Origin of the sequence: Nocardia sp. PE-7, from assembly GCF_030486425.1 — a bacterium.
GTDB classification, from domain to species: domain Bacteria; phylum Actinomycetota; class Actinomycetes; order Mycobacteriales; family Mycobacteriaceae; genus Nocardia; species Nocardia salmonicida_A.
The window spans coordinates 4,235,556-4,252,542 of record NZ_CP129614.1 but is presented as its reverse complement, the minus strand read 5'-3'; the positions used below and the strand labels follow the sequence as shown (position 1 = coordinate 4,252,542).

Sequence of the window (16,987 nt, the reverse complement as noted above, 5' to 3'; positions counted from 1 at the left end):
AGGAAGTGGAAAGAACGCTGTGGATTGTCGGGCTGCTGGCTTTTTTCGTTCTGTGCCTGTGGTTGATGTACCGGGCCTGGCAGAAGAAGGCCACACGGCAGCAGGCACGCATCGGCGAACTGCCGACGGTGCCGGCCGAACTGGGCGCACAACTACTGGAACCGACCACCGGGATGTACCTGGGCAGCACCATCGCGCCCAGCTGGCAGGACCGGATCGCGGTCGGTGACCTGGGATTCCGGGCGACCGCCGAACTGACGCGGTTCGAACGCGGAATTCTGCTCGAACGCGACGGCGCCACGGTGATCTGGATTCCGCAGGAATCGGTGACAGCCGTGCGTACCGAGCGCGGACACGCGGGCAAAGTGATGACGGAAAATGGTGTGCTGGTAATTCGCTGGACACTGCCGACCGGAACCGAGATAGATACCGGATTCCGGGGCGACGACAAGACGGTGTACCCGGCATGGACTGCGGATACCAGGGTGACGACGGGAGACGATGAATGAGCACAGTGAAGGCAGCCTTGGTGCTCGAGGACGGCCGCGTATTCCGCGGTACCGCCTTCGGCGCACAGGGCCAGACACTCGGTGAGGCCGTGTTCTGCACGGCGATGACCGGGTACCAGGAAACCCTGACCGACCCCAGTTACGCCCGCCAGATCGTGGTGGCCACGGCCCCGCAGATCGGCAACACCGGCTGGAACGACGAGGACGACGAGTCCGCCAAGATCTGGGTCGCCGGCTACGCCGTGCGCGACCCCTCGCGGGTCTCCTCCAACTGGCGCGCCACCGGCACGCTGACCGACGAGCTCGACCGCCAGGACGTCGTCGGCATCGCGGGTATCGACACCCGCGCGGTGGTTCGCCACCTGCGCAGCCGCGGTTCGATGAAGGCGGGCATCTTCTCCGGCGCCGCGCTGGCCGGCGACGAGGAACTCCTCGCGCGGGTCAACGGCCAGGCCTCGATGCTGGGCGCCGACCTCGCCGACGAGGTCAGCACCGACGCGATGTACACGATCGAACCGGTGGGCGACCACAAGTTCACCGTCGTCGCCGTCGACCTGGGCATCAAGACCAACACCCCGCGCATGTTCGCCGAGCGCGGCGTGCGCACCCACGTGGTGCCGTCGAACACCTCCCTCGACGACATCCTCGCGCTGAACCCCAACGGCGTGTTCCTGTCCAACGGTCCCGGCGACCCGGCCACCCAGACCGGCGCCATCGCACTCACCCAGGGCGTGCTCGAGCGCGGAATCCCGCTGTTCGGCATCTGCTTCGGCAACCAGATCCTGGGCCGGGCACTGGGTCGCAGCACCTACAAGATGAAGTTCGGCCACCGCGGCATCAACATCCCGGTGATCGAAGAGGGCACGGGCCGGGTGTCCATCACCGCCCAGAACCACGGCTTCGCCCTCGAAGGCGAGCGCGGCGAGGTGTTCGACACCCCGTTCGGCAAGGCCGAGGTCTCCCATATCTGCGCCAACGACGGCACCGTCGAAGGGGTCCGGCTGATCGACGGCCGCGCCTTCTCGGTGCAGTACCACCCCGAGGCCGCCGCAGGCCCGCACGACGCCGCATACCTGTTCGACCGTTTCGCCGGTCTCATGGAAGGAGCCTGATGCCTCGCCGCGAGGATCTGAAGCACATCCTGGTGATCGGCTCTGGCCCGATCGTGATCGGCCAGGCGTGCGAATTCGACTACTCCGGTACCCAGGCGTGCCGGGTGCTGCGGTCCGAGGGACTGCGCGTTTCGCTGGTGAACTCCAACCCGGCGACCATCATGACCGACCCGGAGTTCGCCGACGCCACCTACGTCGAGCCGATCACCCCGGAGTTCGTCGAGAAGGTCATCGAGAAGGAACGCCCCGACGCCATCCTGGCCACCCTCGGCGGGCAGACCGCGCTCAACACCGCGGTCGCGCTGCACGAGAACGGTGTGCTGCAGAAGTACAACGTGGAGCTGATCGGCGCCGACTTCGACGCCATCCAGCGCGGTGAGGACCGGCAGAAGTTCAAGGACATCGTCGCCAAGGTCGGCGGCGAGAGTGCCCGCAGCGCCGTCTGTTACACCATGGACGAAGTCCGCGAGACCGTCGCCGACCTCGGTTACCCCGTGGTCGTGCGTCCCTCGTTCACCATGGGCGGGCTCGGCTCCGGCATGGCCTACAACGAGGAAGACCTCGACCGCATCGCCGGTGGCGGCCTGTCCGCCTCGCCGACCGCGAACGTCCTGATCGAGGAGTCCATCCTCGGCTGGAAGGAGTTCGAACTCGAGCTCATGCGCGACCGCAACGACAATGTGGTCATCGTCTGCTCGATCGAGAACGTCGACCCGATGGGCGTGCACACCGGTGACTCGGTCACCGTCGCCCCCGCGATGACCCTCACCGACCGCGAGTATCAGAAGATGCGCGATCTCGGCATCGCGATCCTGCGCGAGGTCGGCGTCGACACCGGCGGTTGCAACATCCAGTTCGCGGTGGATCCCGCCGACGGTCGCCTGATCGTCATCGAGATGAACCCCCGCGTCTCGCGCTCCTCGGCGCTGGCGTCGAAGGCTACCGGCTTCCCGATCGCCAAGATCGCCGCCAAGCTGGCCATCGGCTACACCCTCGACGAGATCGTCAACGACATCACCGGCGAGACCCCGGCATCGTTCGAGCCGACGCTGGACTACGTCGTGGTGAAGGCGCCGCGGTTCGCGTTCGAGAAGTTCCCTGGCGCCGACGCCACGCTGACCACCACCATGAAGTCGGTGGGCGAGGCGATGTCGATGGGCCGCAACTTCTCCGAGGCCCTCGGCAAGGTGCTGCGCTCGCTCGAGACCAAGGCCGCCAGCTTCTGGACCACCGACGACGGCCGGTGGGCCCCGGCGGATCCGAACGATCCGGCGTCGGTGCGCGAGGCGATCGAAGCCATCCTCGCCGACCTGCGCGTGCCGACCGAAGGTCGCATCTACCAGGTCGAACGCGCGCTGCGCTACGGCGCGAGCATCGAAGAGGTCGCGCTGGCCTCCGGTGTCGACCCGTGGTTCGTCGCCGAGGTGCTCGGCCTGGTCGAGCTGCGGACCGAAGTCCTCGACGCGCCCGTCCTCGACGAGGATCTGCTGCGTCGCGCCAAGCACTACGGCCTGTCCGACCGTCAGCTCGCCGCGCTGCGGCCGGAGCTGGCCGGTGAGGCGGGCGTGCGCTCGCTGCGTCACCGCCTCCAGGTGCGCCCGGTCTACAAGACCGTCGACACCTGCGCCGCGGAGTTCGAGGCCAAGACCCCGTACCACTACAGCACCTACGAGCTGGATCCCGGTGCGGAGTCCGAGGTCGCGCCGCAGCGCGAGCGCGAGAAGGTCATCATCCTGGGCTCGGGCCCGAACCGCATCGGTCAGGGCATCGAGTTCGACTACTCGTGTGTGCACGCGGCACAGACCCTCTCGGCCGCCGGGTACGAGACCGTGATGGTCAACTGCAACCCCGAGACCGTCTCCACCGACTACGACACCGCCGATCGCCTCTACTTCGAGCCGCTCACCTTCGAGGACGTCCTCGAGGTGTACAACGCCGAAGCCGAGTCGGGCACCGTCGCCGGTGTGATCGTCCAGCTCGGCGGCCAGACCCCGCTGGGTCTGGCGCAGCGGCTCACCGACGCCGGCGTGCCGGTGGTCGGTACCTCCGCGGCCGCCATCGACCTGGCCGAGGACCGTGGCGAATTCGGTGACGTGCTGATCGCCGCCGGACTGCCCGCGCCCAAGTACGGCACCGCCACCACGGTGGCGCAGGCCAAGAAGATCGCAGGCGAGATCGGCTACCCGGTCCTGGTCCGCCCGTCCTACGTGCTGGGCGGGCGCGGCATGGAGATCGTCTACGACGAGACCTCCCTCGAGGGCTACATCTCCCGTGCCACCGAACTGAACCCCGATCACCCGGTGCTGGTCGACCGCTTCCTCGAAGACGCCATCGAGATCGACGTCGACGCGCTGTGCGACGGCGACGAGGTCTACCTCGGCGGCGTGATGGAACACATCGAGGAAGCCGGTATCCACTCCGGTGACTCCGCCTGTGCGCTGCCCCCGATTACCTTGGGCCGCAGCGACATCGAGGCCGTGCGCCGCTCCACCATCGCGCTGGCCAAGGGCATCGGCGTCAAGGGCCTGCTCAATGTGCAGTACGCCCTCAAGGACGACGTGCTCTACGTCCTGGAAGCCAATCCCCGGGCGAGCCGGACGGTTCCGTTCGTCTCCAAGGCCACCGCCGTGCCGCTGGCCAAGGCCTGCGCGCGCGTGATGCTCGGCGCCACCATCGCCGACCTGCGCAAGGAAGGCATGCTGCCGCCCGAGGGCGACGGCGGTCACGTGCCGCTGGACGCGCCGGTCGCGGTGAAGGAAGCCGTGCTGCCCTTCCACCGGTTCCGTCGCGCCGACGGCTCCGGCATCGACTCGCTGCTCTCGCCGGAGATGAAGTCCACCGGTGAGGTCATGGGCATCGACGCCGACTTCGGCACCGCTTTCGCCAAGAGCCAGGCCGCCGCCTACGGCTCGCTGCCGACCGAGGGCACCGTGTTCGTATCGATCGCCAACCGCGACAAGCGCGCCATGGTGTTCCCGATCAAGCGCCTGCACGACCTGGGCTTCCGCATCCTCGCCACCGAGGGCACCGCGGAAACCCTGCGCCGCAACGGCATTCCGTGCGAACAGGCGCGCAAGCACTCCGATCCGGAATCCACCGATCCGGCCACCGGCATGCCGGAGGCCTCGATCGTGGAGCAGATCCGCGACGGCGAGATCGACATCGTGTTCAACACCCCCTACGGCAACTCGGGCCCTCGCGTGGACGGCTACGAGATCCGCACCGCCGCGGTGGGCGCGAACATCCCGTGCATCACCACCGTGCAGGGCGCGGCCGCGGCGGTGCAGGGCATCGAGGCGGGCATCAACGGTGGCATCGGGGTGCGCTCGCTGCAGGAACTGCACTCGAAGCTGCGGGGCTGACATGACATTCGGTCACCGGTTGCAGCAGGCCATGCGGCAGTTCGGGCCCGTGTGCGTCGGCATCGACCCCCATCCCGCCCTGCTGCGGGCCTGGGGGCTCACCGAAGACGTCGACGGGCTGGAGGTTTTCGCCGAGATCTGTGTCGAAGCCTTCGACGGTCGTGTCGCGCTGGTGAAGCCGCAGGTCGCGTTCTTCGAGACCTATGGTTCCGGCGGCCTCGCGGTGCTCGAGCGCACCATCTCGGTGCTGCGGGCCTCGGGCACCCTGGTGTTGGCCGATGCCAAGCGTGGCGACATCGGCTCCACCATGGATGCCTACGCCCATGCCTGGCTCGGCGACGGACCGCTGGGTTCGGACGCTGTGACGGTGTCGCCGTACCTCGGTTTCGGCTCCCTCGACCCGGCCCTGAGCCTGGCGAAGGACAATCACCGCGGGGTGTTCGTGCTCTCGGCGACCTCGAACCCCGAAGGGGCGCAACTGCAACGGATCACCGCCGCGGACGGGCGCACCATCGCGCAGACGATGGTCGACGAGGCCGCGGCGCGCAATGCCGGGTCCGGTTTCGGCTCCGTCGGCGTGGTCGTCGGCGCGACGCTCACCGAGGCGCCCGACCTGTCGGCCCTCAACGGCCCGATCCTGATGCCCGGCGTCGGCGCGCAGGGCGGGGGAGCGGACTCCATCCGCGCCCTGGTCACCGAGGCGAACTTCGCCGCCGCCGTACCCGCGGTGTCACGCGAGGTGCTCAACGCGGGCCCGTCGGTGACGGCGCTGTGCGACAAGACGGCTCAGTTGCAGGAGGAGTTCGCCTTCCTGCAACGCTGATGAACGCCATGACAGGCCGGGGCAGCGACATGCTGCCCCGGCCTCGTTGTCGTCGGCGGTCACAGCCACAATCACGCGAGGCAGTAGGTGGCGGTCACCGTGGCGAACAGCGACAGTGCGTCCGACGAAGTCGCCGAGCCGAGAACCATCGTCAGCGACCGGCCGTCGGTCGAACGGAACGCGTAGGAGACGTAACCGAGCAGTTCACCGCCGTGTCCCCACAGGTCGGCGCCGCACGGTGGTTCGAAACGCTGTAGGCCGAGGCCGTAGTGGAAACCCATGCCCATCGGGACCGTCTGCCGCATCCGGTCCAGCGCGGCGGGGCTCGTCAGACGCCCGCCGAGCAGTGCCGTGAAGAATGCGTCGAGATCGGCTGTGGTGGAGATCATTTCGCCCGCGGCCCAGTCCAGTGAGGGGTTCATCTCGGTCACGTCCACCCGGCCCGCACCGTCGATGTCACGGTGCGCGGTGAGGGCGGGCGCGGGGACGCGGTGGTCGTCGCCGGGCACGGTGGTGGCGGTCAAGCGCAGTGGCGTGAGGATGCGGTCGCGGATCTCGTCGCCGTAGCGGTGCCCGGTCACGTGCTCGATCAGCAGGCCGAGTGCGATGTAGTTGGTGTTCGAGTAGCGGAAGCGGGCGCCCGGTGCGAAATAGGGGTCGTGGCGCACCGCGGTGGCGAGCAGATCGCGTGGCGCGTGCGTGCGGAACCGGTCGTCGCCGCGCCACCGGTTCGTCGACATGCCCGGCTCCTTCATGTAGTCGTAGAGCCCGCTGGTGTGATTCATCAACTGCCGCACCGTGATCCGGTCGCCGCCGGGTATGAGGTCGGGCAGCTGCGCGGCGATCGCACCGTCCAGCGCGACCCTGCCCTCGTCGACGAGTTGCAGCACGACGGTGGCCACGAAGGTCTTGGTGATACTGCCGATCCGGAACCGGCTGTGCGGTCCCGGTGTACTCGTCTGTCCGGCGGCGCTGCCTTCGTGGTGCCATTCGCGCCGCTGCTCGCCGTCGGAGACGCGCAAAACCACATCGGTGTCGCTCCAGCGCGCCGCGGCCTCGACTGTATCCCCGACGACTCGCCATCGTGCCGTCACAAGGACGAGGGCGGCCACCAGGGTGGCTGTCAGCACGGTGCCCACAGTGACCACGACGGCCCGAAACAGTTTCTGTCGCATACCTTTCGACGCTAGGCACGCGGACGGCCCGCAGCGATGGTGTGCGCCCCGCGACAGGGGTGCGGAAAACCCCACCTTCGACCTGTGGTCGCACCGCACCGACCGGGTGGTCGACGCCACTGATCGCGAACCCCCGTCTGCCTAGCGTCGAAAGCATGGAAACGACAGGGAATTCGACCGAACTGACCGGCATCGCGGGCTGGGCGGTCCAACTGATGGAACAGCTCGGTGGATTCGGCGCCGGCCTCGCGATCGCACTCGAGAATCTCTTCCCCCCGCTACCCAGTGAGGTGATCCTGCCCCTGGCGGGCTTCACCGCCGGTCGCGGTCGATTCGGCCTGGCCGAGGTCCTGCTGTGGACCACCCTCGGCTCGGTGGTCGGCGCCCTCGCTCTCTACGGACTCGGCGCCGCACTCGGCCGCGACCGCTTGCGCCGCATCGTCGACCGGCTACCCCTGGTCCGACTGTCCGACCTGGACCGCACCGAGGACTGGTTCGCCCGCCATGGCGACAAGGCCGTCTTCTTCGGTCGGATGATCCCGATCTTCCGCAGCCTGATCTCGATCCCCGCGGGTGTCGAACGCATGCGCCTCACCCGCTTCACGCTGCTGACCACGGCGGGCAGCCTGGTGTGGAACGCGGTCTTCGTGTTCGCGGGCTTCTTCCTCGGCGAGAACTGGCACGTCGTGGAGACCTACGCGGGCATCCTGCAGAAGGCCGTGATCGTAACGGTGCTCGTGGCCGCGACCGTGTTCGTCGTCCGGCGTGTGCGGCAGCGGCAGGCGCACGCGAGAATCGGTCGATGAGCACCTCCCCTGCGCGATCCGCACGCGTCGCCGCCGCGGTCGCGGGATATCTGCTCGGCGTCCTCACTGTGCCGCTGGACCTGCTCGGTGTGCTCGCCGTGCCGATCGCGGCGGGCCTCACCGACCGGATCGCCCGGGTCGAGCACCGGCGCCTCACCCGGTTGCTCGGCGTGCGGTCGACCGGTGCGCCGAAGGGCGCGCGGGCGGCGGGATACCTGGCGGTCCGCGCGCTCGTCGGGGTGCTCGGCGCGCTCGTGTTGGCGCTGTCGGGGCTGGGGGTCGTCGTCGCGGTGGCCGTGGTCTACGGCGCGTCCACCGGCGACGCGGTGCCGATCATCGACGCGACCGAACCGGGGCAGGTCAGCTGGGCGACGGTCACCGTGCTGGCCCTTCCCGGCGCGGTGCTCTGCTTCCTCGCCGTGCAGGGTTTGGTCGGGGTGGTGCGTGCCGAAGCGTGGTGCCTGCGACGGAGCACGCGGCCAGGGCAGGACGAACTGGCTCAGCGCGTCGCCCAGCTCACCACCACCCGCGCCGAGGTGGTCGAGGTGATCGACGACGAACGGCGCCGTATCGAACGCGATCTGCACGACGGCGTGCAGCAGCGGGTGGTCGCGTTGTCGATCCTGCTCGGCCGCATGGACCGGGCGGCCGACGAGGAAGTGCGCGGTGAACTGCAGCGCCGCGCGATCGCCGAGACCGGGCACATCCTCGACGAACTGCGCGAGGTCTCCTGGCGGATCTACCCGGCCATGCTCGCCCGTGACGGCCTGCGCGCTGCCCTCGAAGCCCTCGCCGACCGCACCCCGGTGCCGACACGACTCACCGTCGACCTCGACGAGCGCGCACCCCGCCCGGTCGAATCGGCGTGCTATTTCACCGCGAGCGAGGCGATCACCAACGCCATCAAGCATTCCGGCGCCACGGCCATCGACGTGGCGGTGGAGCGCGACGACCGGACAGTGCGCCTGCGCGTGCGCGACGACGGACAGGGCGGCGCCGACCCCACCGGCCACGGCCTGACCGGCATCGCCACCCGCGTCACCGCGCTGGACGGCACCATGACAGTCGACAGCCCGTCGGGCGGCCCGACGATCATCACCGTGGAGGTTCCGTGCGGATAACCCTGGCCGAGGACTCCGCGCTGCTGCGCGAGAGCTTGGCCCAGCTGCTCACCGCGGAGGGCCACGAGATCGTGGACTCCGTCGGCACCGCGATCGAACTGCTGGCCGCCGTGCGGGTTCGCCCGCCCGACCTGGTCATCGCCGATGTGCGGATGCCGCCCGACCACGTCGACGAGGGGATCAGAGCGGCACTCGAGATCCGCCGCGATCAGCCGGGGATCGCCGTGCTGGTGCTGTCGCAGTACGTCGAGCGCAGGCACGCCGCGGAATTCCTCACCGGCACCGGCGGCATCGGCTACCTGCTCAAGGACCGGGTCGCCGCGATCGGGTCGTTCCTCGACGCCGTCGACCGGGTCGGCGCCGGCGGCACCGCCTTCGACCCGGAGGTGGTCCGCCAGCTCCTGCTGCACAACCGCGCCGACTCGCCACTGCACCGGCTCACCGAGCGCGAGCGTGCAGTGCTCGAACTGATGGCACAGGGCCTGAGCAACGCGGCGATCTGCGCACAGCTCTTCGTCACCCGCAGCGCCGTCGAGAAGCACATCAACGCGATCTTCACCAAGCTGGACCTGCCGGTCGGCGAGGCACACAATCGGCGCGTGCTCGCCATCCTGCAGCACCTGCGAGCGGGTGCGGCGCACGGGTGAGCACTCAGGCCGCGACCCGCTCGTTCCTGGCTCGCCACCAGCCGTAGGAGCCGACCCCGAGGGGCAGCAGCACCATGACGAACCCCGACGCCGGCATGAAGGCCAGACCGAACACCGTGACCGCGCCGAGTGCCAGCAGCACCGCTGCGGGCACGTAGCCCACCGCGCGCTCCAGCGCGATCATGGCGATGCCGAAACCGATGCTGAGCACGCCGAACTGGGTGAACCAGAACGTGAGCTCGACGTCTTGATCCGCGAGGACGAACAGTGCCACGCCGAGGGCGGTGTGCACGGTGCCGACGAAGGCGAGCAGCGCACCGGCCAGCGGGAACCTAGTTTTTGAATCCATATTCATAAACTGTGCCACTAGGCTGATCCGGTGGCAAGACCCCGCCTTTTCACCGACGATCAGGTGCTCGACGCGGCCCGAGACCTGCTCACCGATCCCGCCGTCACCCGTCCCGCTATCACCGCGATCGGCGCCGCCGCCGGCGTGCACTCGGGATCGATCTATGTGCGTTTCGCCTCACGTGACGAACTGCTCGCCCGCCTGTGGCTGCGGTCGATCCGCCGGTTCCACGAGGGCTTCGTCGCGGCGCTGACCGGCCCCGCGCCGCTGCTGTCCGCCGCCACGTTTCTGCCGCGCTATTGCCGCGCGCACCCGACCGAGGCGCGGGCGATGAAGATGTTCCATCGCGACGAACTGCTCGAGGTCGGACCCGAGGATCTACGGTCCGCGATCGCCGGCGTCAACGACGAGATGAACGCCGCGCTGCTGACTGCCGCGGTGGCCGAATTCGGGTCCGCCGACGACCGCTCGCTGGCTATCGCGGGTGCCGCGGTGAAGGCGATTCCGTACGGTCTGGTGCGCGATTACATCGCCCGCGCCACCCCGATTCCGGACTGGATCGACGATGTCGTGGCGACCGCGTCGGGTGCGGTTCTCGACGAGTTTCGGGCCCGATCTTGACGACACGCTGTACGAAATCGAGCGACACGCGGGCATTTTCAGGAAACCCGCTGGTCGCGCGCCACCGGGTTTGCCAGGGCGGCACCCGACCCTCACGCTATCTGGTGGCTATCATCGCCCATATCGGTATAACCGCAGGTAGGGATGCATTTCAAGAATTCGACTGTACGATCGTGACCAAGGAATCAGCGGTCACCGCATCGGGTCCGCGCGCGCCATACGGCATCCGTAATCCTGCCCTGACCTGGGGGTCGGGTTCGCAATCGGCGCGCACCGTGGGTACGGTCGCACAGACCGTCCGGGTAACCGGCGGTAGATCTGGCAATGAACGATGAGACGGAGGAACCCGTGGCCCTTCCCCAGCTGACTGATGAGCAGCGCGCCGCTGCTCTGGAGAAGGCGGCTGCCGCTCGCCGCGCTCGGGCAGAGCTCAAGGAGCGCCTGAAGCGCGGTGGAACGAACCTGAAGCAGGTCCTCACCGATGCCGAGTCCGATGAGATTCTCGGCAAGATGAAGGTTTCTGCGCTGCTCGAGGCTCTGCCGAAGGTGGGCAAGGTCAAGGCGGCGGAGATCATGACCGAGCTGGAGATCGCGCCTACGCGTCGTCTCCGTGGTCTCGGTGCCCGGCAGCGCGCCGCGCTGCTCACCCGCTTCGACTTCGACGCCTAAATTCTGGTGGACAAAAACACGCGGAAGGGCCGACTGGTAGTACTGGTCGGCCCCTCGGCCGTGGGTAAATCCACGGTCGTGCGGTGCGTGCGGGAACGCCTGCCCGAACTGGTTTTCAGTGTGTCGGCCACGACGCGGGACCCGCGTCCCGGCGAGGTCGACGGTATCGATTACCGGTTCGTTTCCCGAGTCGAGTTCGACGCCATGATCGCGGCGGACGAGCTGCTCGAATGGGCAGACATCCATGGGGGGTTGCAGCGATCGGGCACCCCCGCCGCCCCAGTGCGAGAAGCGCTGGCGAGCGGACTTTCAGTACTGATCGAAGTCGACCTGGCCGGTGCACGGTCGGTCCGGCAGGCGATGCCGGAGGCACTTCTGGTGTTTCTCGCGCCGCCGAGCTGGGAAGAACTGGTCTCGCGGTTGCGTTCGCGCGGCACCGAGACGCCCGAGGTGATCGAGCGAAGGCTCGAGACGGCCCGGGTCGAATTGGCGGCCTGTGACGAGTTCGACACGGTCATCGTGAACAGCGAGGTAACGACCGCTTGTGAGCAGTTGGTATCGTTGTTCGTTAGCACAAATTCGAGTTCTTGACCCACTAACCCGCAGGAGCCACCCCTAGTGAGTACGGACATCACCGCAGTACCCGCGTACGACACCCCGATCGGCCTCACCAACCCCCCGATCGACGAGCTGCTCGAGCGCACGTCCTCCAAGTACGCCCTGGTGATCTACGCGGCCAAGCGCGCCCGCCAGATCAACGATTACTACAACCAGCTCGGTGACGGCATCCTCGAGTACGTCGGCCCGCTCGTCGAGCCGGGTCTGCAGGAGAAGCCGCTGTCGGTCGCTATGCGCGAAATCCACTCCGACCTGCTCGAACACACCGAGGGCGAGTGACAATCTCTAGTCCGGAGGCGTAGAAGACCATGCGGATCGTCGTCGGGGTCGGCGGGGGCATCGCCGCTTACAAGGCGTGTGCCCTCGTTCGCCGTTTCACCGAGACCGGACACCAGGTGCGGGTCGTTCCCACCGAGTCGGCTCTCCAGTTCATCGGCAAGGCGACCTTCGAGGCGCTGTCTGGTCAGCCCGTGCACACCACGGTGTTCGCCGACGTGCCCGAGGTGCCGCATGTCCGGATCGGCCAGGAGGCCGATCTCGTCGTCATCGCCCCCGCCACCGCGGATCTGATGGCGCGCGCCGCACAGGGGCGCGCCGACGATCTGCTCACCGCCACGTTGCTGACGGCTCGATGTCCGGTGCTGTTCGCGCCCGCGATGCACACCGAGATGTGGGAGCATCCGGCGACGGTGGCCAATGTCGCGACGCTGCGCGCGCACGGCGCCAACGTGATGGAACCCGCCTCGGGCCGGCTCACCGGCACCGATACGGGTCCGGGACGGCTGCCGGAGCCGGAGGAGATCTTCGGTCTGGCCTCGCTGCTGCTCGAACGTGCCGACGCGCTGCCGCGCGATCTGACCGGTCGCCGCGTGGTGATCACCGCCGGTGGTACGAGGGAACCCCTCGACCCGGTGCGCTTCCTCGGCAACCGCAGCTCCGGCAAACAGGGCTATGCCCTGGCCAGGGTCGCCGCCCAGCGCGGCGCCCAGGTGACGCTGATCGCGGGTAACACGATCGAGCTCGCGCCGCCCGCCGCGGTCGAGCTGGTCCACATCACCACCGCCGACCAGCTCAAAACCGCGGTCGACAAGCACGCGCTCGGCGCCGACGCGGTGATCATGGCGGCCGCGGTCGCCGATTTCCGTCCGACCCATGTGGCCGCTGCGAAGATCAAGAAGGGCGCCGACGAACCCGACGTGATCCCGCTGACCAAGAACGAGGACATCCTCGCCGGCTTGGTCGACGCCCGCACCGAGGGACGGCTCGCCGATACCGCGATCGTCGGTTTCGCCGCCGAGACCGGTGACGACAACGGCGACGTGCTCACCCACGCGCGCTCGAAGCTGGCGCGCAAGGGTTGCGATCTACTCGTGGTCAACGCGGTCGGTGAGGGCAAGGCGTTCGAGGTCGACACCAACGACGGCTGGTTGCTCGGCGCCGACGGCACCGAACAGGCCCTCGATCACGGCTCGAAGGCGCTGCTGGCCAGCCGGGTGCTCGACGCGCTGGTTCCGCTCCTGCGCTGACCGGGGAGTTCGCGTCGATTTCGCGCGAAAACAGTTGCGCGGCAACGAGGGTCGTGCAGTCTACCGTCCGGACAGGTGTTCGCGGCGTGGCTTGGTGCGTACTCGCCACCATGTCGGTGGTTTGGAATAGTCTTGATGAGAAGGGTTGCGCGGTAACACCGAGAAGTTACCGTCACAAGCCGAACGAGTAACCCGTTGAGGGAGAGGGAAGAACTGTGCGTACGACAGGTAGTCGGCTATTCACCAGTGAGTCCGTGACCGAGGGGCATCCGGACAAGATCTGTGACGCGATCAGCGATTCCATCCTCGACGCATTGCTCGCGGAGGACCCGGGCAGCCGCGTCGCGGTGGAAACCATGGTCACCACGGGGCAGGTCCATGTCGCGGGCGAGGTCACCACCTCCGCCTACGCCGACATTCCGCGGATCGTGCGCGAGAAGGTGCTCGAGATCGGATACGACTCCTCCGCAAAGGGATTCGACGGCAACTCCTGCGGTGTCAACATCGCGATCGGTGCCCAGTCGCCCGATATCGCCCAGGGTGTCGACACCTCGCACGAGGCGCGTGTCGGCGGTTCCGACGACGCGATCGAGCGTCAGGGCGCCGGCGACCAGGGCCTGATGTTCGGTTACGCGACCACCGACACGCCCGAGCTGATGCCGCTGCCGATCGCGCTCGCGCACCGGCTCTCGCGCAAGCTCACCGAGGTCCGCAAGTCGGGTGTGCTGCCCTACCTGCGCCCCGACGGCAAGACCCAGGTCACCATCGAATACGACGGTGACCGCCCGGTCCGTCTCGATACGGTCGTCATCTCCACCCAGCACGCGGCCGATATCGACCTCGACAACCTGCTCGCCCCCGATATTCGCGAGAAGGTCGTCGACGCTGTCATCGGCGATCTGAACCTGCCCAGCCTCGACACCTCCGACATCCGACTGCTGGTGAACCCCACCGGCAAGTTCGTCCTCGGTGGTCCGATGGGCGATGCGGGCCTGACCGGCCGCAAGATCATCGTCGACACCTACGGCGGCATGGCCCGCCACGGTGGCGGCGCGTTCTCCGGCAAGGACCCGTCGAAGGTCGACCGCTCGGCCGCCTACGCCATGCGCTGGGTCGCCAAGAACGTCGTGGCCGCCGGCCTGGCGGATCGCGTCGAGGTGCAGGTCGCGTACGCGATCGGCAAGTCGGCCCCGGTCGGCCTGTTCGTCGAGACCTTCGGGACCGAGAAGGTCGACCCGACGCGTATCTCCACCGCCATCTCCGAGGTCTTCGACCTGCGTCCGGGCGCGATCATCCGTGATCTCGACCTGCTGCGCCCGATCTACGCGCCGACTGCGGCCTACGGCCACTTCGGCCGCACCGACGTCGACCTGCCCTGGGAGCACACGGACCGCGCCGACAAGCTGCGCGCGGCCGTCGGCCTGTAATACCCACGGACCGCGTGACAGCGGACGAAACATCGAAGGCAGCGGGACACCCCATCGCGAGGGTGCTCCCGCTGCTTTCGCCTGCCCACCTCGACCGCGACTTCGACTACCTCGTCCCCCCTGAACTGGACGAGATCGCTCAACCCGGCGTGCGTGTGCGCGTGCGTTTCGCCGGTCGCCTCGTCGACGGATACTTGCTGGAACGTCTCCCGAGCAGCGATCACAACGGCAAGATGATGCCACTCGAACGGGTCGTCTCGCCGGAACGGGTGCTCACCCCGGAAATTCTGCGCCTGGCCACCGCCGTCGCCACCCGCTACGCGGGGACGCGCGCCGACGTCCTTCGTCTGGCCATTCCACCGCGCCACGCTCGGACCGAAACCGGCGGCACCAAGAAGACCGGTACCGCTTCGAAAGCGGCATCTGTGCCGGAAGTCGTTGATAACGAAGAAGATTCGCCGTTTGACATACCTGCCGAGGCCGGCGGGAACGGCCCTGGTGAATCGGCCGCAGCGGCGGGCGGGGCTTCAGCGGACCAACCGGATGCGACGACCGCGGAGGCTGGGCTCGAGTCGACGCCCGAAGTGCCCGTAGCCCAATCGCCCGTCGAGGTCGATGCTTCGGCATGGGGCCGGTACGTACACGGCCCGGCCTTTGTCGACGCGCTGGCGCACGGCAAAGGGGCGCGGGCGGCGTGGCAGGCATTGCCGGGGGAGAACTGGGCGGCGCGGCTGGCGGAGGCGGCGGCGACGGTCGTGGCCGGTGGGCGCAGCGCCGTGTTGATGGTGCCGGATCAGCGCGACCTCGATCGGTTGCTCGCCGAATGTGTTGCGCTGGTCGGTGATTCGGCGGTCGGGCTGTCGGCGGGGTTGGGTCCCGCTGCGCGGTATCGGCGGTGGCTGGCGGTATTACGTGGGCAGGCGCGGATCGTGGTGGGGACGCGGGCGGCGGTGTTCGCCCCGGCGCGGGACCTCGGACTGATCGCGATCTGGGACGACGGCGACGACACCTACGCCGAACCGAGGTCCCCGTATCCGCATGCTCGGGAAGTGGCGATGCTGCGGGCGCACGAGACGGGCGCGGCGTTCGTCGCCGCCGGTTTCGCGCGGACCGCCGAGATCCAAGCGGTGGTCGAATCCGGTTGGGCGCGTGACCTTCTCGCCGAACGGCAGGTATTGCGCGAGGTGACGCCGCGGATCAGCGCGCCCGGCGACAGCGATTTCGCGCTGGAGCGCGACGCGTTGGCGCGGTCGGTGCGGATGCCCGGCGTCGCGTTCGCGGCCGCGCGCTCCGCGATCAAGGAGAACGTGGCGGTGCTGGTGCAGGTGCCGCGGCGCGGGTACGTGCCGTCGCTGGCGTGCGCGAAATGTCGCACCCCTGCCCGCTGTCGGCACTGCAACGGTCCGTTGGCGCTGCCGCAGTCGGCCAATGGTGAAGCGGCGAGCCCGCATTGCAAATGGTGCGGGATCACCGAAGCGGCGTTCCGCTGCCAGGCGTGTGGTGCGCGAGCTCTGCGGGCGACGGTGATCGGCGCGGCCCGAACCGCCGAAGAACTCGGTCGCGCCTTCGCCGGGGTACCGATCCGCACGTCAGGGGGCGGGGAGGTGCTCGATACCGTCGAACCGGGCGCTCAGGTGGTCGTCGCCACCGTCGGGGCCGAACCGCTCGTGCCGGGTGGTTACGGTGTGGCCCTGCTGCTCGACGGATGGGCGCTGCTCGGCCGCGCCGACCTGCGCGCGACCGAGGACACCTTGCGCCGCTGGATGGGCGCGGCGGCGTTGGTGCGGCCTCGCGGGCAGGTCATCGTGATGGCCGAACCCTCCCTGCCCACCGTCCAGGCGCTGGTCCGGTGGGACCCCGTCCACCACGCCGCCGCCGAACTCGAAGCCCGTGCCGAGGTCGGTTTCCCGCCCGCGGTCCGCCTCGCCGCCGTCGACGGCACCACCGCCTCGATCGCCGAATTACTCGACGCCACCAATCTTCCCGACGGCACCGAGGTCCTCGGCCCCGTCCCCCTGCCTCCGACGGCCCGTAAACCGTTCTCCGGCGCCGACTCTCCCGCCGAGGTCGAGCGCATGCTGCTGCGCGTGCCCCGCTCGGGTGGCGCGCCCCTCGCCCGCGCGCTCACCGCCGCCCAAGCGGTTCGCAGCTCCCATCGCTCCGATGCCCCCCTTCGGGTCCAGATCGACCCTGTCGACATCGGCTGACCCGGGCGCCCGGCA

16 protein-coding genes are annotated in these 16,987 nt (G+C 68.6%); 14 read left to right on the top strand and 2 right to left on the bottom strand.

The window, feature by feature from the left end:
- Positions 1-5: 5 nt before the first annotated feature.
- The 4 genes from QX204_RS20115 to pyrF are packed head-to-tail and all read left to right on the top strand — an operon-like array spanning position 6 to position 5,806.
- Entirely contained in the window at positions 6-509 is a 504-nt protein-coding gene (locus tag QX204_RS20115) for a PH-like domain-containing protein (protein WP_301901426.1), read from the top strand.
- Positions 506-1,621, top strand: coding sequence for a glutamine-hydrolyzing carbamoyl-phosphate synthase small subunit (carA, locus tag QX204_RS20110; protein WP_301901424.1), 1,116 nt, complete (start codon positions 506-508; stop codon positions 1,619-1,621). The genes QX204_RS20115 and carA overlap by 4 nt, the downstream gene beginning before the upstream one ends.
- Positions 1,621-4,983, top strand: coding sequence for a carbamoyl-phosphate synthase large subunit (carB, locus tag QX204_RS20105; RefSeq protein ID WP_301901422.1), 3,363 nt, complete (start codon positions 1,621-1,623; stop codon positions 4,981-4,983). The genes carA and carB overlap by 1 nt, the downstream gene beginning before the upstream one ends.
- Before the next feature lies 1 nt (position 4,984).
- A complete protein-coding gene (gene pyrF / locus QX204_RS20100) occupies positions 4,985-5,806 on the top strand; it encodes an orotidine-5'-phosphate decarboxylase (protein WP_301901420.1) in 822 nt (273 codons plus the stop codon).
- A gap of 71 nt (positions 5,807-5,877) precedes the next feature.
- Here pyrF and QX204_RS20095 read toward each other — a convergent pair whose 3' ends face one another.
- A complete protein-coding gene (locus tag QX204_RS20095; protein ID WP_301901419.1) occupies positions 5,878-6,981 on the bottom strand; it encodes a serine hydrolase domain-containing protein in 1,104 nt (367 codons plus the stop codon).
- A 155-nt stretch (positions 6,982-7,136) separates the two neighbouring features.
- Between QX204_RS20095 and QX204_RS20090 the strand changes: the two genes are divergently transcribed.
- Genes QX204_RS20090 through QX204_RS20080 form a run of 3 tightly spaced genes read left to right on the top strand, consistent with a single transcriptional unit; the run spans position 7,137 to position 9,555 of the window.
- Entirely contained in the window at positions 7,137-7,787 is a 651-nt protein-coding gene (locus QX204_RS20090; RefSeq protein WP_301901418.1) for a DedA family protein, read from the top strand.
- Positions 7,784-8,908, top strand: a complete 1,125-nt coding sequence (locus QX204_RS20085) for a sensor histidine kinase (RefSeq protein ID WP_301901416.1) — start codon at positions 7,784-7,786, stop codon at positions 8,906-8,908. The genes QX204_RS20090 and QX204_RS20085 overlap by 4 nt, the downstream gene beginning before the upstream one ends.
- Entirely contained in the window at positions 8,899-9,555 is a 657-nt protein-coding gene (locus QX204_RS20080; RefSeq protein ID WP_301901415.1) for a response regulator transcription factor, read from the top strand. The genes QX204_RS20085 and QX204_RS20080 overlap by 10 nt, the downstream gene beginning before the upstream one ends.
- Positions 9,556-9,559: 4 nt before the next feature.
- Here QX204_RS20080 and QX204_RS20075 read toward each other — a convergent pair whose 3' ends face one another.
- Positions 9,560-9,904 (bottom strand): DUF6463 family protein, encoded by a 345-nt coding sequence (locus QX204_RS20075; RefSeq protein ID WP_301901414.1) that lies wholly within the window; start codon positions 9,902-9,904, stop codon positions 9,560-9,562.
- A 30-nt stretch (positions 9,905-9,934) separates the two neighbouring features.
- On the opposite strand from QX204_RS20075, the gene QX204_RS20070 reads away from it, so the two are divergent.
- The 7 genes from QX204_RS20070 to QX204_RS20040 all read left to right on the top strand — a co-directional run bounded on the left by QX204_RS20070 (position 9,935) and on the right by QX204_RS20040 (position 16,972).
- Positions 9,935-10,525, top strand: a complete 591-nt coding sequence (locus tag QX204_RS20070; RefSeq protein WP_301901412.1) for a TetR family transcriptional regulator — start codon at positions 9,935-9,937, stop codon at positions 10,523-10,525.
- A 348-nt stretch (positions 10,526-10,873) separates the two neighbouring features.
- Positions 10,874-11,194: an integration host factor, actinobacterial type gene (gene mihF / locus QX204_RS20065; protein WP_056815410.1), complete on the top strand. Its 321-nt coding sequence runs from the start codon at positions 10,874-10,876 to the stop codon at positions 11,192-11,194.
- A 6-nt stretch (positions 11,195-11,200) separates the two neighbouring features.
- Positions 11,201-11,785 carry a guanylate kinase gene (gmk, locus tag QX204_RS20060; protein WP_301901410.1) on the top strand — a complete coding sequence of 195 codons (585 nt, stop codon included), beginning with the start codon at positions 11,201-11,203 and terminating at the stop codon, positions 11,783-11,785.
- A gap of 39 nt (positions 11,786-11,824) precedes the next feature.
- On the top strand, positions 11,825-12,091 hold the full coding sequence (rpoZ, locus tag QX204_RS20055; protein ID WP_174552039.1) for a DNA-directed RNA polymerase subunit omega: 267 nt from the start codon (positions 11,825-11,827) through the stop codon (positions 12,089-12,091).
- Positions 12,092-12,120: 29 nt separating this feature from the next.
- Entirely contained in the window at positions 12,121-13,338 is a 1,218-nt protein-coding gene (gene coaBC / locus QX204_RS20050; RefSeq protein ID WP_301901409.1) for a bifunctional phosphopantothenoylcysteine decarboxylase/phosphopantothenate--cysteine ligase CoaBC, read from the top strand.
- A 215-nt stretch (positions 13,339-13,553) separates the two neighbouring features.
- Positions 13,554-14,765 (top strand): methionine adenosyltransferase, encoded by a 1,212-nt coding sequence (gene metK / locus QX204_RS20045; RefSeq protein ID WP_082844160.1) that lies wholly within the window; start codon positions 13,554-13,556, stop codon positions 14,763-14,765.
- Positions 14,766-14,779: 14 nt separating this feature from the next.
- A complete protein-coding gene (locus tag QX204_RS20040) occupies positions 14,780-16,972 on the top strand; it encodes a primosomal protein N' (protein WP_301901408.1) in 2,193 nt (730 codons plus the stop codon).
- Positions 16,973-16,987: the final 15 nt, after the last annotated feature.

Bases quoted from the DNA above. Each gene is read 5' to 3' on its own strand.
- carA (WP_301901424.1), top strand. From the start codon at position 506: ATGAGCACAGTGAAGGCAGCCTTGGTGCTCGAGGACGGCCGCGTATTC.
- carB (WP_301901422.1), top strand. From the start codon at position 1,621: ATGCCTCGCCGCGAGGATCTGAAGCACATCCTGGTGATCGGCTCTGGC.
- pyrF (WP_301901420.1), top strand. From the start codon at position 4,985: ATGACATTCGGTCACCGGTTGCAGCAGGCCATGCGGCAGTTCGGGCCC.
- QX204_RS20095 (WP_301901419.1), bottom strand. From the start codon at position 6,981: ATGCGACAGAAACTGTTTCGGGCCGTCGTGGTCACTGTGGGCACCGTG.
- QX204_RS20090 (WP_301901418.1), top strand. From the start codon at position 7,137: ATGGAAACGACAGGGAATTCGACCGAACTGACCGGCATCGCGGGCTGG.
- QX204_RS20085 (WP_301901416.1), top strand. From the start codon at position 7,784: ATGAGCACCTCCCCTGCGCGATCCGCACGCGTCGCCGCCGCGGTCGCG.
- QX204_RS20075 (WP_301901414.1), bottom strand. From the start codon at position 9,904: ATGGATTCAAAAACTAGGTTCCCGCTGGCCGGTGCGCTGCTCGCCTTC.
- coaBC (WP_301901409.1), top strand. From the start codon at position 12,121: ATGCGGATCGTCGTCGGGGTCGGCGGGGGCATCGCCGCTTACAAGGCG.